Below are 14,323 nucleotides of genomic sequence, written 5' to 3' on the forward strand. Positions count from 1 at the left end.
GTATTGGACAGACAAAGGTTCGGGCGAGGAGCGGGCACAGTGCAACGCTGGCGTGGCTTGGAGGACATCCCCGAGGACTGGGGACGCAGCGTCGTCACCATCGGCTCGTACGACGGAGTGCACCGCGGGCACCAGCTCATCATCGGCCGGGCGGTGGAGCGGGCGCGCGAGCTCGGCGTGCCGTCGGTCGTGGTCACCTTCGACCCGCACCCCAGCGAGGTCGTACGGCCGGGCAGCCATCCGCCCCTGCTGGCCCCGCACCACCGGCGTGCGGAGCTGATGGCGGAGCTGGGCGTGGACGCGCTGCTGATCCTGCCCTTCACCGCCGAGTTCTCGCGGCTGTCGCCCGCGGACTTCGTCGTCAAGGTGCTGGTCGACAAGTTGCACGCGCGCCTCGTCGTCGAGGGCCCCAACTTCCGGTTCGGGCACAAGGCGGCCGGCAACGTCGAGTTCCTGGTGGAGCTCGGCGCCACCTACGACTACGAGGTCGAGGTCGTCGACCTGTTCGTGAGCGGCGAGGCGGGCGGCGGGCAGCCGTTCTCCTCCACCCTGACCCGGCGGCTGGTGGCCGACGGCGATGTCGCGGGCGCGATGGAGATCCTGGGGCGGCCGCACCGCGTCGAGGGCGTCGTCGTGCGCGGCGCGCAGCGCGGCCGCGAGCTGGGCTACCCGACCGCCAACGTGGAGACCCTGCCGCACACCGCGATCCCCGCCGACGGCGTCTACGCCGGGTGGCTGACCGCGGACGGCGAGACGATGCCCGCAGCGATCTCGGTCGGCACGAACGTGCAGTTCGACGCCACGGAGCGGACGGTCGAGGCGTACGCCATCGACCGCGTCGACCTCGATCTGTACGGGCAGCACGTGGCGGTCGACTTCCTCGCCTACCTGCGGGGGATGGAGAAGTTCGACTCCATCGACACGCTCCTGGAGCGGATGGCGGGCGACGTGAAGCGGGCCCGGCAGTTGATCGAGACGGCCGATGCGGCCGATGTGACTGATGGGTCCGATGTGACTGATGGGGCCGACGCGGGGGATGCGGCCGGGGGCGAGGGCGCGCGGTAGGTCCTCGGGGGAGCGACATGACGGAGGGGCGGGGCCGCACATCGTGTGCGCGGTCCCGCCCCTCCGCTTTGCCTTCGTCCTCTGGTGGTGCTTTCTGAGCTGCTACTGCTGGTACTGCTACTGCTGCGGCGGGGCCGGCGGGTAGCCGTATCCGGGCTGTTGCTGCGGATGCTGCTCCGGGTGGGGCGGTTGCTGGCCGGGCTGGGGCGGTTGGGGCGGGGACTGCGGCTGCTGGGGCTGTTGCGGCTGTTGCGGTTGTTGGGCCGGCCAGCCCGGCATCTGTCCCTGCCCCTGGCCCTGGCCCGGCTGCGGCTGGTACGGGGGCTGCTGCTGCCAGCCTCCTGGTTGGCCCTGCTGCCCTGGCTGTCCCTGCTGTCCCGGCTGCGGGTAGGGCTGGGGCTGCTGCGGCTGCCCGCCGTACGGGGCGCCGTAGGGGCCGCTGTTGTACGGACCGCTGTTGTACGGGCCGCCGCCGTAAGGAGCCGCGCCGTACGGACCACCCGGCGCACCCGGCGCCTGGCCAGGCGCCTGCCCCTGGCCGGGGAACTGCCCGGGGGCCTGGCCCTGGCTCTGACCCGGAGCGGGTGCGTAACCGCCCTGCGCGGGCGAACCCATGTGTCCCGGTGGGTTGTTGGCGTCCCCGGGCCACAGCCCTTGCTGCTGCTGGGCCCGTACGAAGTCCTCGGCGACCATGGCGGAGAGGTTGAAGTACGACTCGCGCGTCTTCGGCCGCATCATGTCGAGGTCCAGCTCCGCGCCCGCCGCCAGATGCTCGTCGAACGGCACGACGACGACGCCGCGGCAGCGGGTCTCGAAGTGCGACACGATGTCGTCGACCTTGATCATCTTGCCGGTCTCGCGGACCCCGGAGATCACCGTGATGCTGCGCGAGACGAGGTCGGCGTAGCCGTGCGCGGAGAGCCAGTCCAGAGTGGTGCTGGCGCTGGACGCGCCGTCGACCGACGGCGTCGAGATGATGATCAACTGGTGCGCGAGGTCCAGGACCCCGCGCATCGCGCTGTAGAGGAGGCCGGTGCCCGAGTCGGTGAGGATGATCGGGTACTGCTTGCCGAGCACGTCGATAGCGCGCCGGTAGTCCTCGTCGTTGAAGGTCGTGGAGACCGCCGGGTCCACGTCGTTGGCGATGATCTCCAGCCCGGAGGGCGCCTGCGAGGTGAAGCGGCGGATGTCCATATAGCTGTTGAGCTGCGGGATCGAGTGCACCAGGTCGCGGATGGTCGCACCGGTCTCACGGCGCACCCGGCGGCCGAGCGTGCCCGCGTCCGGGTTGGCGTCGATCGCGAGGATCTTGTCCTGCCGCTCGCTCGCCAGCGTCGACCCCAGGGCCGTGGTGGTCGTCGTCTTGCCGACGCCGCCCTTGAGGCTGATGACGGCGATGCGGTAGCAGGAGAGGACCGGCGTACGGATCAGCTCCAGCTTGCGCTGCCGCTCCGCCTCCTCCTTCTTCGCGCCGAACTTGAACCGCGAGGCTGCGTTGCCGCCCTGCTTCTTGGGCTTCTGCTTTCCCCTGATCAGCCGGTCGGAGGAGAGCTCCACCGCCGCCGTGTACCCCAGCGGCGCGCCGTGTACGGAACGCTGCCGCTGCTCGGGCGTCACGGTGGGCCAGCCGCCGGCGCGCGGGTCGGCCGGCCCCTGCTGCGCGCCCTCGTAGCCCGGCCCCGGCTGCGCCGGCTCGGCGGCCGGAGGCATCGCGCCGGGCTGCGGGCCACCCGGCTGCGGCTGCGGGTAGCCGTAACTCGCCGGCGCGGCAGGGGCGTTGCCCGAGGCGGCCGGTGCGGCAGGAGTGTCGGCCGAGGCGGCCGGGGCGCTTGGGGCCGGAGGCTGCGCGGCCGGGCCGGGGTAGCCGTAGCCGCCCTGAGGGGGCGCGGTCGGGGCCGGGGCCGGTGCCTCGGGCGGCGCGGCCGGGTGCTGGGGCTGCTGGGGCTGCTGAGGCGCGTACGGGCCCGCGGGCTGCGGCGGGTACGGGCCGCCGGGCTGGGGCGCGGCGGGTGCGGCGGAGGAGGCGGCTCCGGGCTGCGGGAAGCCGTAGCCGCCCTGCGGAGCGGACGAACCGGCCGGGCCGGCCGGGCCGGGATACCCATAACCGGCTTGCGGGGCAGGAACGTTGGGGGCGGATGGCGCTGCCGACGCGGAGCCTTCGGCGGGCTGGGGCGGTGCGGGGGAGCCCTGCGGTACCTGCGGTACGGGACCGGCGCCGGGGCCGCTCGTCGGCGCGTACGGGCCCGGGGCCGCCTGAGCCGCCGCGCCCGGCTGCTGTTCCGGCGCGGGCTGCGCCCACGGCGCGCCACCGGACGGCGCGGCGGCGGCCGGGGGAGCCTGCGGGGGCTGCGGTGCCGCGGGCTGGAAGTCCGGCGGCAGCGGCGGCAGCCCACTGGGCGGCGCGGGCGACGAGGCCCAACCCAGCGGGAGAGGAGGCACGTTCGGGCCGTCGGACGCGGCATCGTCCTCCGGTACGGACGGTACGGCGTCGGCGACCGCGTCCTCCGGGGCGGCCGGCGCGGCATTCGCGTCCGCGGGCTCGGCGGCCGTTCCCTCGCCGCGCGGCGTGGCGGGCGCGAACCTCATCGTCCCCTCGCTGCGCACGTCACCGCGGCCGCGTGCGTCCTCCCCGGCGCCGTCGCGCGCCTCGGCCGCGGCGTCATCGGCAGGCGTCCGGTCGGCGGCCGTTCCCCTCTCGCCCGTGCCTTCCGCTTCCGCTTCGCCCGTGCCTTTCGCTCCGCCCGCAGCTTTCGCGGCCTCGCGGCGCAGGTCGGCGCTGGAGAAGCGCATGGTGTCCCCGCCGAGCGGTACGCCACCGCCGCCGGTGCCGTCGGCGGCCCGTTCCGCTTCCTGAGCGCTTCCCGCGCCGGCGGCGGGAGTTTCATTCCCCTGCCGGTAGCTACCGCTGGAGCTGCCGGAGCCGGAGCCGGAGCCGGAGCCGGAGCCGGTGTCGGTGTCGAGGTCGGAGCCGGTGTCGGCGGTGTGCTCGAGGTCCGCCGTTCCTCCGTTCACCGCCGCGACCGCCGCGTGCAACTCGGCGAAGCTCGGCAGCTTCTCCTCCTCCTTCGCCTCCTTCGCCTCCTTCTCGTCCTTCGCCTCCGGCGCGGCCGCTGCCGCGCTCGGGGGCGTGGGGGGCGAGGCGGGGGCGGGCGGCGCCGAGACCGGAGCCGTCGGAGCAGGGCTCGCGGGAGCGGCGGCCGGCCCACCCTGAGACTGCGACTGTCCACTGGGGGTCTGCGATTGATCGCCTTGGGGCCAGGACTGACCGCTTTGATACTGCGGCGGTACGGACGGCTGCGCGGCCGGGGGCTGGGCGGCGGGCTGCGGGGGCACCGGGGGGCGAGCGGCGGCCGGCTGCTGAGCCACTGGCGGCTCGGCCGCCGACGGCGCCCACCCCTGCTGGAACTGGCCCGGGGGCGGCAACGGCATGCCCGACGGCGGCGGAGGCGTCGAAGCCCCGCCCTGGTCGCCCGACGCGTTCTGCGTGTACCAGGCAGGCGGCGTGTAATCGATGGTGAACTCGCCCGTGTGCTCGTGCTCGGCGTCGGACCGATCCTCGCCGGCCGTCTTCCCGCCAGCGCGGCTCTCGTCCCGATCGCTGCTCACAATGCCTCCTGCTGGTGTGGTCTAGCGCCCTTGGATTTCTTGTCGGGGCCGACCGTTCCCGTCGTCCGACTGCCCGGGTTTCCCCCGTATGTGACGCAGAAGCCCGAGACTCGGCCTCTCCTGCGCGTACGTACACCAAGACTAATCATCATCAGCGGTGCGATGGCAGGCCCGCCCCCGCCCTTACCGGTGTCCGATGAGTCACCTGCCCGCCTACGGCCGTTCCAGTGCGGCCCAGGAGCAAGTAGTGGCAATTGGTGCGCTTCGCTGCGCGGAACCGACGCTTCACTTCCGTAACTGCACGGAATTCACGCCTAATTCGGGTATTTCCCGTGATGTGCGCCGAGCGTCGGCGGCACACACGACCGACCGGGCGACGCACGCCGGCCGCCCTTGACCGGCCTCGATCGTACCGGCCTCGACCGAACCGACCTCGACGAAACCGTCCCCGACCGAACCGATCCCGACCGAACCGACCCCGGCGAAACCGACCTCGACCAATCCGACCTCGACCAATCCGACCTCGACCAATCCGACCTCGACCAATCCGACCTCGACCAATCCGACCCCGACCGGACCGAACGCGCCCACCCCTCCCCGCCCCCTTCCCTTCCGCCCCTCCGCAGGAAGGGCCCTCCCTACGGCCGGGGCCCCCACGGACGGATCTCTCAGTCCATCCGGCGCGGCCCGCCCAGCAGCCCCGTCTCGGGATCGGTCGGCTGCGTGGCGACGTACACCCGAGAATTGCGCGTGCACCAGAGCGTGACCCCGTCCTGGAGCGTGGACAGCGCCTCGACGTCCGCCTGCGGCAGGGCCATGGCCCTGCCGATCTGGCGCGCCTCGTCGGGGGAGACCCGCTGCACGCCCACCAGTCCCGCGTTCTCCATCAGCCGGGGCGCGACGGGACTGAGGTAGGGCAGCAGCGTCAGCACCGACTGCCAGGGCGCGGCGCTGACCCGGCCGCGCGGCGGCCGCATCCCGCAGTCGCGGATCACCAGGACCGGGCTGTGCACAGACGGACCCTGCGGCGGCACTCGCCCCACGTCGTGCAGGGTGACGCACTGCTGGCCGCTGTTGGCCGCCTGCGCGAGCGCGGTCCACATCTGCTGGCGGCCCGTCTCCACCGTCACCCGGGCGCCCGTGCCGACCGTACGCAGGGCGATCACCTGCGATGTCCACACGCCGCCGATGAGCAGCACCTCGAACGGCGTCGGCCGGTTGAGGCCGAGCACGGAGGGCCGGCCCTGCGCGTCGGCGCCGATGACCACTCCGTCGTCGCCGACCGGCAGCGCCAGGGACTCGAATTGCTCCGGGGACAGCTCGTGCCGCTGCCGGCGCGGCCCGATCAGCCCGAAGCCGAAGCGGGAGGTGCGTATGCGCGGGGCGGGCGGCGCCGGCGCGGGGCTGGGCGCGTCGGTGCGGCCCGCGCCCGGGAAGCCCTGCGGGCCGCCGGTGGGCTGGGCGGCGGCCGGGGTGGTCGTCGGCGTGGCCATCAGCGGGTACCTCCGAGGGGCAGGGTGGCGAGGACGCCGGGAACCTGTTCGCGATCCAGCCGTACGAGGCCGACCTTCACCCCGCGCGCCGTACGCTCCATCTCCCGCCGCACGGCGACGAGTTCGTCGGCGCTGCGGCCCGTGATCCGCACATGGCCGGTCACCGTCGGGGCGTGCCGCCCGCTCTGCGTACGGCCCCGGCCCAGGGTGAGGCTCAGCGTCGTCGACAGCGCGGGCAGCGAGGTCAGCAGCGCCGCCAACTGCGGCAGCGGCGTCGCCGACGGCCCCAACTGCGGCCAGCGGCCGACCCAGTACGTGGTGTGCCACCGGTCGTCGCAGCGCCAGGTCCGCGACGTCTCGACGGTCCGCCGCGTGGGCGTGTTCGTGCGGCCCGCCTGCGCCGTGGCCATCGGGTTCGCGCTCGCGGCGGTTGCTATCGCCGCCGTCAGCCCTTCCTCCGTGAGCACCGTCACCCCGAAACCGGCCCCCTGCAACCGGCTCGCCAACTGATCGGCCGCCCGCAGCACACACCGCCGCGCGCCCTCCAGACCGCCGCCTCTGGCCTCGACGGCCTCCGGGCACAGCTCGGGGTTGAGCTTGAGCGCGACCCAGGTCAGCCGCACCGCGGGGGCCCCGGTCTGGGCCTGCAACGGCACGTAATTGCGGGCGGCCACCGCCTGCGCCGGAAGGTGCGGCGCTGGCGCGGGCATGGCGCTCTGCACGACCTGCACGGACTCCAGGCGGATGCCGTCCACCTCCATCGCGTCCCGCAGCAGCGCCAGCGGCAGCGGCCGCTGCGTGCGCTGCGGACGCAGGGGGGAGTCCACGGCCTCGATCTGGAGGACCGCCGTCAGGAACGTCCCGTCCCCGACCATGCCGACCGACCGCCGCTCCCGGTCCGTGAAGGTGCTCGTGGCCAGCGCCGGCTCGCACTCCACGGCGGGCGCGAAGCTCGGGTCCGTACCCGCGTCGAGCGGCTGGGCCGCCTGGCGCTTGCGCCGGCGCAGCGCGAGCGCCGTGGCCAGCCATTCCGCTATCGGCCGGCACCCGCGGCGTACGAGCGCGAGCAGCACCAGCACCACGGCCACCACCGACGCGGGGATCAGCGCCATCTTGTCGATGGCCCAGCCCACGAGGACGACCGCGGCCGCCACCTCGATCAGCACGAGCTGCTGGAGCCGCAGCGGCCCCATGCTCCCGGGCCGCGAGGGGGCCCGCGGCACGACCGTGCCCGTCGAGGCGCCCCGCGCGGAGGCGGCCGGAGCGGTCGTCCGCGCCGCGCCCCGGCGGCCCGGCCGCCGCCGCGCCGGGGAGCCTCCCGCGCTCCCCGTATTCCGCGAAGTCCGTACGCGCGTCCCGGCAGTCATCCCCGCCAATGCCCCCTCAATGTCCGAAACGCACCAGCCTGGAGCGGTCGCTGTCCGTATCGAGACGGTCCCCCGGCACATGCGTCAAACGTCTACGGGCATAGTAGAGGGTCCGTATGACAGGGGGACCGAGGGCGGCGCCCGTCAACCGAGGCCGAACAACGGGGAGAAACGGCTAGACATGGCATCACGGCGGGACGAGCTCAATGCCTACACCTTTGCGAAGAAGCGGACAGTCGCCGCGTTTCTGCAACCGTCGCCGACCGGCACCGAGGAAGGAGCCCCGCGCCCGCTGCGCACGGTCCTACCGAGCGTCGTCGTCGGAGCGCTGATCCTCGCCGGGTTCGGCGCCTGGGGCATGTTCAAACCGACCGCCCCCAAGGGCTGGGACGATGTCGCGGCGCACGTCATCGTCGGCAGCGATTCGACGACCCGCTATGTCGTACTGAAGACGGACAAGAAGAAGCAGCTCCACCCCGTCCTCAACCTCGCCTCCGCCAAGCTCCTCCTCACCCCCGACAAGTCCAGCGTGATCAAGGTGAAGGAATCCGAGCTCGACAGCGGAAAGATCTCCCGCGGCCCGACGCTCGGCATTCCGTACGCGCCGGACCGTATGCCCAGCGCCGACGAGGCGGGCAAGAAGAAGCGGTGGGCGGTCTGCGAACAGCCCGGGGGAAACGGGCGAACCACGCAGAAGGCCGTATTCCTCTTCGCCGACCGCGACCCCAAGGGCCAGCGGCTCGAAACCGACCGCCTGCGGGGCAAGCAGGCGCTGTACGTGGAGGGCCAGGACCACGCCCGCTACCTGGTCGACCCGAGCGGCACCAAGTACCTCCTCGGCGGCCCCGGCTGGAAGAGCATGCGGCCCGCCGACTACAACCTGCTGCTCCGCTCGATCTTCCGGGACGGCACCCAGCCGCAGCCCGTCACCAAGGACTGGCTGGCCACCTTCCACGACGGCGCGCCCATCACCTTCCCCGAGGTCCCCGGCCAGATCGGCGCCGACGCCGGCGTGCCCACGCTCGGCGCCAAGGCCAACCGCGTCGGCATGGTCCTGGAGGCGCCCACGGGTACCGGCACCCAGAAATACGTCGTGCTCCAGGGCAAGGTCCAGCGCGTCTCCGACTTCGTCGCCAACCTGCTCCTCAGCAGCCGCAGCCTCAGCACGCTGGACCAGGCGGGCACCGCCGAGCGGGTCGGCGCCGCGGACTTCACGCCGGACACCGAGGAGTACTACGGCCAGTACCACTGGCCCGCCGAGGTCCCCGACAAGGCCAACTCCATCGACTCCGCCGCGGGCGGCGGCGCGAAGAACACCGTGTGCAGCGTCTTCAACGGCGTCAACGCCCAGGGCACCCCGCAGCTCGCCGCCTGGGCCGGCACCGACTACCCCGCCGCCCTCCCCGACGGCGCCACCAGCGCGTACGTCACCCCCGGCGCCGGCATCCTCTACCGCCAGGTGACGGGGCGTCAGACCAAGAGCGGCTCGGTCTTCCTCGTCACCGACACCGGCCTGCGCTACGCCGTCCAGTCCAACAACGACAGCGCCACCGACAAGTCGAAGATCGGCGACGACGACGCCAAGAACAGCGCCGACAACGACCAGGAGGCCGGAGAGGCGGGGGAGACCGGACAGTCCGCGGCCCCCGAACAGCCGGCCGCCAACCAGGCCCAGACCCGGCTCGGCTACCAGAACGTGAACCCGATCCCCGTCCCCGCCAACTGGTCGGAGTTCCTGCCCACCGGCCCCCGGCTGGACACCAACAGCGCCAAGCAGCCGCAGGGTTCGTAGGGGATGGGCATGAGGACAGCCACCATGACGACGCCCGCCGCCCTCCTCGCGACAGCGGCCACGCTGACCGCGCTGACCGGGGCCACCGCCGGCACGGCCGCCGCCGCCGAGCCGGTCAGCGCCCCCGCGCCCGTGACCCGCCCCGACGGCAGCGGCGAGTGCACCTACCCCGCCAAGCAGATCAAGGGCACCCCCTGGTCCCTCCAGCGCGTCCTGCTGGACCAGCTCTGGCAGGACACCAAAGGCACGATCACCACGGGCAAGGACAAGGGCAAGCCCATCCGCGTCGCCGTCATCGACACCGGCGTCGACATCAAGAACCCGCAGCTCAAGGACGCGGTCGACGCCAAGAGCGGCGTCGACCTGCTCCCCAAGCCGAAGGACGAGAACAAGGAGGCCCCGCCCGGCGGCCCCACCACCGACGTCGTCGGCCACGGCACCAAGGTCGCCGGCATCATCGCGGCCCGCAAAGCGCCGGGCACCGGCTTCGTCGGCATCGCCCCCGAAGCCACGATCATCCCGATCCGCCAGAACGACGAAAAGGGCACCGGCAACACCACCACCATGGCCACCGGCATCGAGAAGGCCGTGGCCGCGGGCGCCGCCGTCATCAACATCTCCCAGGACACCGCCACCCCCCTCAAGGCCGACAGCGCCCTGGAACGGGCCGTGGAGAAGGCCATCGCCGCCAACGTCGTCGTCGTGGCCTCGGCCGGCAACGACGGCCTCGACGGCAAGGTGAAGCAGACCTACCCCGCCGCCTACCCCGGCGTCCTCGCCGTCGGCGCCTCCGACCGCAACAACGAACGCGCCGCCTTCTCCCAGTCCGGCGACTTCGTCGGCGTCGCCGCCCCCGGCGTCGAAATGGTCTCCACCGTCCCCAAGGGCGGCCAGTGCGTCGACAACGGCACCAGCTTCTCCGCCCCGTACGTGGCCGGCGTCGCCGCCCTCGTCCGCGCCAAGCACCCCGACTGGACGCCCCAACAGGTCATCGCCCAAATCGAGCAGACCGCCGAACGCGCCGTCAACGCCCACGACCGCTACATCGGCTGGGGCGTCATCGACCCCGTCCGAGCCCTCAACGAGGACGACCACCCCATCGACCACGTCACCCTCAACCAGGGCCCCGCCCACAACGTCGAAGCCCCCCAACCCGCCGCCCTCGCCACCGGCGAAACCCCCCAACAACGCCAAGAACGCCTGGCCACCTACGCCCTCGGCGGCACCGCCGTCATCGTCGCCATCATCACCGGCGCAGCCATCATCACCCGCGACCGCAAACGGCGCGGACGGGCTTGAGGAGAGGTGGGGAAGCGGACGCAGGAGGTCACTGACGCATGACACAGCCACCACCGGAGCCACCGCAGCACGGCCCACATCGGCCGCCGCAGATCTGGGACACGCGCTTCGATCCCCGGTCCGCCCAGCCTCCGCCTCAGTCCCCATCACCGTCAGCGCCACTGCCGCCACCTTCGCCTTCGCCCGAGCAGTCCCTGGCAGACCGTCCGACAGAGACGGGTTTCGGTCCGCCGCAGCTCTCCCCGTTCACGGCCTCGGCCCTGGCGGACGGCTCCGCGAACGGCCTGCGCCGCAAGCGCCGTACGGGCCTGGTGATCGCTCTCGCCCTGCTGCTCGTCGCAGGGGCGGCGACAGGCGGATGGCTGCTCTGGGGCGGGGACGATGCCCACCCGGTCGCTCGTAAGACGAGCCGGCCACACCGCGTCGACGCCCGGCTCGACTGGGTCGTTCCCGCACCGCAGGCCGCTCCCAGCGGTACCGGTGCCGCCGCGGCGTGGTTCGCTCACGGCAATCTGATCCAGGCGGACAAGAACAACGTCGTCGCCTACGCCATGGACGGCGGAAAGAGGCGCTGGAGCCTCCCGGTGCCGGGTGATACATGCGGCACGTCGAGGGAGGCCGACCACGACACCGCCATCGTTCTGTACGGAGCGGCGGGGCGCTTCGAATGCGACCAGATCATGGCCGTCAACCTCAAGGAAGGTACGAAGCGCTGGGCCCACCCTTTGCCCGAGAACGGGACATGGGACTCGGCCTCGATCTCCATGAGCGATGGCGTCATCAACCTGGCGAGCGTGGGAGCTTGGGCCAGTTACGCGGCGGAGGACGGGCACGCGGTCCACCGCCCCAGCCTCCTCGCGGACGGTTGCGCGGACCGGGGCTCGAAGGTCGACCGGGCGATGCTCACCCGTGTCGAGTGCAAATCCACGCTGAACTTCCTGATGCGCGTCGACCGGAAGTCGGGAAAGGAACAGTGGATCTGGAAGGCCCCGGAGGGGACCGAGATCAAGAACGTCATCTCGACCGAACCCGCCGCCGTCGTACTGGCGCTGTCCGCCCGTGAAGGATTCGGCGACATCGTGGTCCTGAACGACAAGGGCCGTATGGGAGCCAAGATCTCTCTCACCGAGGGCCCCTACGACCCGGACTGCGAAGCGGTACGGCTGAACAGTTGCCGCAGGATCGTCGTCGCGGACGGAATTCTGTATATCCCGACGAAACCCACTGGCGGGCCGGACGGTACGCGCCGCAACCAGATCGCCGCCTTCGACTTGCGGACCGGGAAGAAGTTGTGGAGCACCGACGTCGGCGGCGTCCGGGTGAACCGCCCCGTAGCCATCCACGAAGGCCGTCTCCTCGTATACCAGGACGCCCTCCAGGACGAAGGCGGCAAGGTCGCCTCACTCGACCTGAAACAGGGCCGCGCGAAACCGTACATGCGGCTCCCGGCCGAAAGCGCCGACAAGGAGCACCAACTCGCCAACCTCGGCTCCGTCTACTTCCAGGACGGAAAGCTCATCATCGCCGGGGAATCGTCCGGCGACGGCGAGGCGAGCGCGCTGGTCTTCCAATGAGGGCCGCCGACGGTCGTCGGCAGCGCGCCCAAGGCCGTGACAGGCATGAAGAAAACGTCCAGTGGCACGAGTGAGAGCGGATGGGAACGCGACAGTGTCGGAACCACCACACTATGGAGCCCCGCTGCCACCACAGGGCCGGCCCGGGCCGCTGGGGCGATCACGGCGCAAGCCATTCGTCCTCGCGCTGGTATTCGTCCTGTTGCTGGCCGCGGGCGGCACGGCCTATTTCCTGACGACCGGCAAGGGAAAGGACAGCGAAGCCTCCGCGAAGCAAGGGGAGAAGGGCCCGGCCGCCGGCGGACTCAGTTGGTCCGCCGCCGCCCGTACGACGCCGGTCAAGGGCTCGAACATGGCGTTGGGCACCTGGTTCACCGACGACACCGTCGTCAAGGCCGAGCCGAACACCGTAACCGCCTATGACCTGGCGACCGGCGAGAAGAAATGGTCGTTCATCCTGGCGGACACGCTGTGTGCCGTCTCCGGCAACGCGGACGCGGACACCGCCGTCATCGTCACCCAGTTCGACGGCGCGTGCACCCGGCCCACGGCCTTCGACCTGCGCACCGGAAACCGCGCCTGGACGAAAGACCTGATGGCCGACGGAGAACGAGCCGGCCCCGAGCTCAAGCCGGCCAAGTGGCAGGCTCTGGCGCAACTCCGTGTCGCGGTCGGCGGCGGGTACGCGCTCCTCACCTGGGCCACGGGCGAGCAGACTTTCCGGCTCGGCGACGGCAAGAAGATGACGTCGGTGAAACGGAAGGCGTGCGGCGTGACCGCGGCCGCCGGCGGAAAGGAACTCCTGTCGGCGACCTCATGCGGCGGACGCGGCGAGGTCCGCTCACTGAACCCCGCCGACCCGAAACGGCTGAAGTGGAAATGGACGGCGCCGAAGGGGGTCTGGGTGCGGGGCATCCTCTCCACGACCCCGGCCGTGCTCCAGACGGACAAGGACACGGACGCGAGCAGCGAACTCACCGTCCTGGCCCAGGCCAATGGCCGCGAGGCCAGGCGAATTCCGTACGGCAACGACTGGGCCCTGGGCTCGTGCCTCCAAGGAGGAGAAGGCTGCGTCGGAGGCCTCGTCTCCGGCGACACCTTCTATGTGGCGGGCAAGGGAATGACGGCCGCCTATTCCCTGAATACTGGCAACGAACTCTGGGTCCACAAGGACGACCCGAACCGGAAAGCCAACCCGATCGCCGTGCGCGACGGGGAACTCGTCACCTACGTCCAGGCCACCGCGGAACGCCCCGGTCACCTCTCCTTCGTAACAGCCGCTACCGGCAGGACGGCCCGCAAGCAGGAGCTCGCGATGAGCATCCGCAAACGTGAGTACGCCATGGAATCGGTCCGAACAGCCACCCCCTACTTGCGGAGCGGACGCTTCCTGCTCGTAGCCGACGGCATGCTCGACTCCGAAGACGACGACGTCATCCTGGCGATCGCCCCTGGCGGGACCGAACCTGACGACCGACGCGCCGCGTACTCCCCGCCGTCCAGCCCTCGTTGACAGCAGACAGGCTGGTCAAGCGGTATGTCGCCGGACGAGGCCAGCAGGAACCTGTTACAGATCTGACAACATGCTTTGACCATTTTGAAGTTGGGACGGGCGCGACGAGTGGATAGAGTGTTGAGGCGGCGTCGCCAGTAACAGGGGGAGGAACACGGTGGAGCTGAGAGCGCTGAGTGCGTCGGTGCACACTCCGTTCGGCAAGAACTTGGTCAAGGAAGCAGAGACACTGGCCAAGTTCAAGAGCCGCGTCGACAAGGTGCTGACCGATCTTGAGAAGTCGCCCGCCTCGCAAAAGAGCATCGACCACCAGGTGATCCCGGCGGACGCCTATGGAACTTTCGATTCCGCGAAGAGGCTCGCCACCAAGTACGCAGCCGTCCACGCCCGCCTTTCGACACTGTCCAAGATCTTCGGCGATCAGATCGAAGCGATGGGCCTGACGGCCCTGGTCGCCGAGAAGGGCTACGACGGCATCGACGCCGAGCAGGCAGCGCGACTGAAGGAAATCCAGGCGCGAGTACGCAAGAACTACCACGCGCCGGAACCCGAGCACACACCGGGCACACCAGAGCGCAGCGACGCCAAGGACGTCGGAGACGAGAAAGCCTGAC

General features: G+C 71.5%; 10 protein-coding genes. 6 read left to right on the forward strand and 4 right to left on the reverse strand.

The genetic code is table 11. The annotated features are described in order from the left end of the window. The first annotated feature begins 39 nt into the window (after positions 1-39). A complete protein-coding gene (locus IF55_RS33320) occupies positions 40-1,065 on the forward strand; it encodes a bifunctional riboflavin kinase/FAD synthetase (protein ID WP_078645685.1) in 1,026 nt (341 codons plus the stop codon). A gap of 117 nt (positions 1,066-1,182) precedes the next feature. Here the strand turns inward: IF55_RS33320 and IF55_RS33325 are convergent, their stop codons facing one another. The 4 genes from IF55_RS33325 to eccE all read right to left on the reverse strand — a co-directional run bounded on the left by IF55_RS33325 (position 1,183) and on the right by eccE (position 7,531). Next, complete coding sequence (locus IF55_RS33325; RefSeq protein WP_048832988.1) at positions 1,183-4,671, reverse strand: SCO5717 family growth-regulating ATPase; 3,489 nt, start codon at positions 4,669-4,671, stop codon at positions 1,183-1,185. A 285-nt stretch (positions 4,672-4,956) separates the two neighbouring features. After that, complete coding sequence (locus IF55_RS33330) at positions 4,957-5,262, reverse strand: hypothetical protein (protein WP_048832989.1); 306 nt, start codon at positions 5,260-5,262, stop codon at positions 4,957-4,959. Positions 5,263-5,339: 77 nt separating this feature from the next. After that, positions 5,340-6,164: a hypothetical protein gene (locus IF55_RS33335; RefSeq protein WP_030890374.1), complete on the reverse strand. Its 825-nt coding sequence runs from the start codon at positions 6,162-6,164 to the stop codon at positions 5,340-5,342. Further along, positions 6,164-7,531, reverse strand: a complete 1,368-nt coding sequence (gene eccE, locus IF55_RS33340) for a type VII secretion protein EccE (protein WP_078645687.1) — start codon at positions 7,529-7,531, stop codon at positions 6,164-6,166. Before eccE ends, IF55_RS33335 begins: the two co-directional genes overlap by 1 nt. 181 nt (positions 7,532-7,712) lie before the next feature. Between eccE and eccB the strand changes: the two genes are divergently transcribed. The 5 genes from eccB (at position 7,713) to IF55_RS33365 (ending at position 14,322) form a co-directional block, all read left to right on the forward strand. Further along, the gene (eccB, locus tag IF55_RS33345) at positions 7,713-9,323 is read left to right on the forward strand and encodes a type VII secretion protein EccB (protein WP_030890380.1); all 1,611 of its coding nucleotides are present in this window, start codon (positions 7,713-7,715) and stop codon (positions 9,321-9,323) included. A 9-nt stretch (positions 9,324-9,332) separates the two neighbouring features. Continuing rightward, entirely contained in the window at positions 9,333-10,622 is a 1,290-nt protein-coding gene (mycP, locus tag IF55_RS33350; RefSeq protein ID WP_245661617.1) for a type VII secretion-associated serine protease mycosin, read from the forward strand. Positions 10,623-10,933: 311 nt separating this feature from the next. After that, a complete protein-coding gene (locus tag IF55_RS33355; protein ID WP_030890386.1) occupies positions 10,934-12,196 on the forward strand; it encodes an outer membrane protein assembly factor BamB family protein in 1,263 nt (420 codons plus the stop codon). Positions 12,197-12,290: 94 nt separating this feature from the next. Next, positions 12,291-13,709 carry an outer membrane protein assembly factor BamB family protein gene (locus IF55_RS33360; protein WP_157854546.1) on the forward strand — a complete coding sequence of 473 codons (1,419 nt, stop codon included), beginning with the start codon at positions 12,291-12,293 and terminating at the stop codon, positions 13,707-13,709. Positions 13,710-13,866: 157 nt separating this feature from the next. Next, positions 13,867-14,322 carry a hypothetical protein gene (locus tag IF55_RS33365; protein WP_048832990.1) on the forward strand — a complete coding sequence of 152 codons (456 nt, stop codon included), beginning with the start codon at positions 13,867-13,869 and terminating at the stop codon, positions 14,320-14,322. The last annotated feature ends 1 nt before the right edge of the window (position 14,323 follow it).

This window comes from Streptomyces varsoviensis, assembly GCF_000718635.1.
Taxonomy (GTDB): Bacteria; Actinomycetota; Actinomycetes; order Streptomycetales; family Streptomycetaceae; genus Streptomyces; species Streptomyces varsoviensis.

Coding starts and splice junctions, on each gene's coding strand:
- mycP (WP_245661617.1), top strand. CDS start 9,333: ATGAGGACAGCCACCATGACGACGCCCGCCGCCCTCCTCGCGACAGCG.
- eccE (WP_078645687.1), bottom strand. CDS start 7,531: ATGACTGCCGGGACGCGCGTACGGACTTCGCGGAATACGGGGAGCGCG.
- IF55_RS33335 (WP_030890374.1), bottom strand. CDS start 6,164: ATGGCCACGCCGACGACCACCCCGGCCGCCGCCCAGCCCACCGGCGGC.
- eccB (WP_030890380.1), top strand. CDS start 7,713: ATGGCATCACGGCGGGACGAGCTCAATGCCTACACCTTTGCGAAGAAG.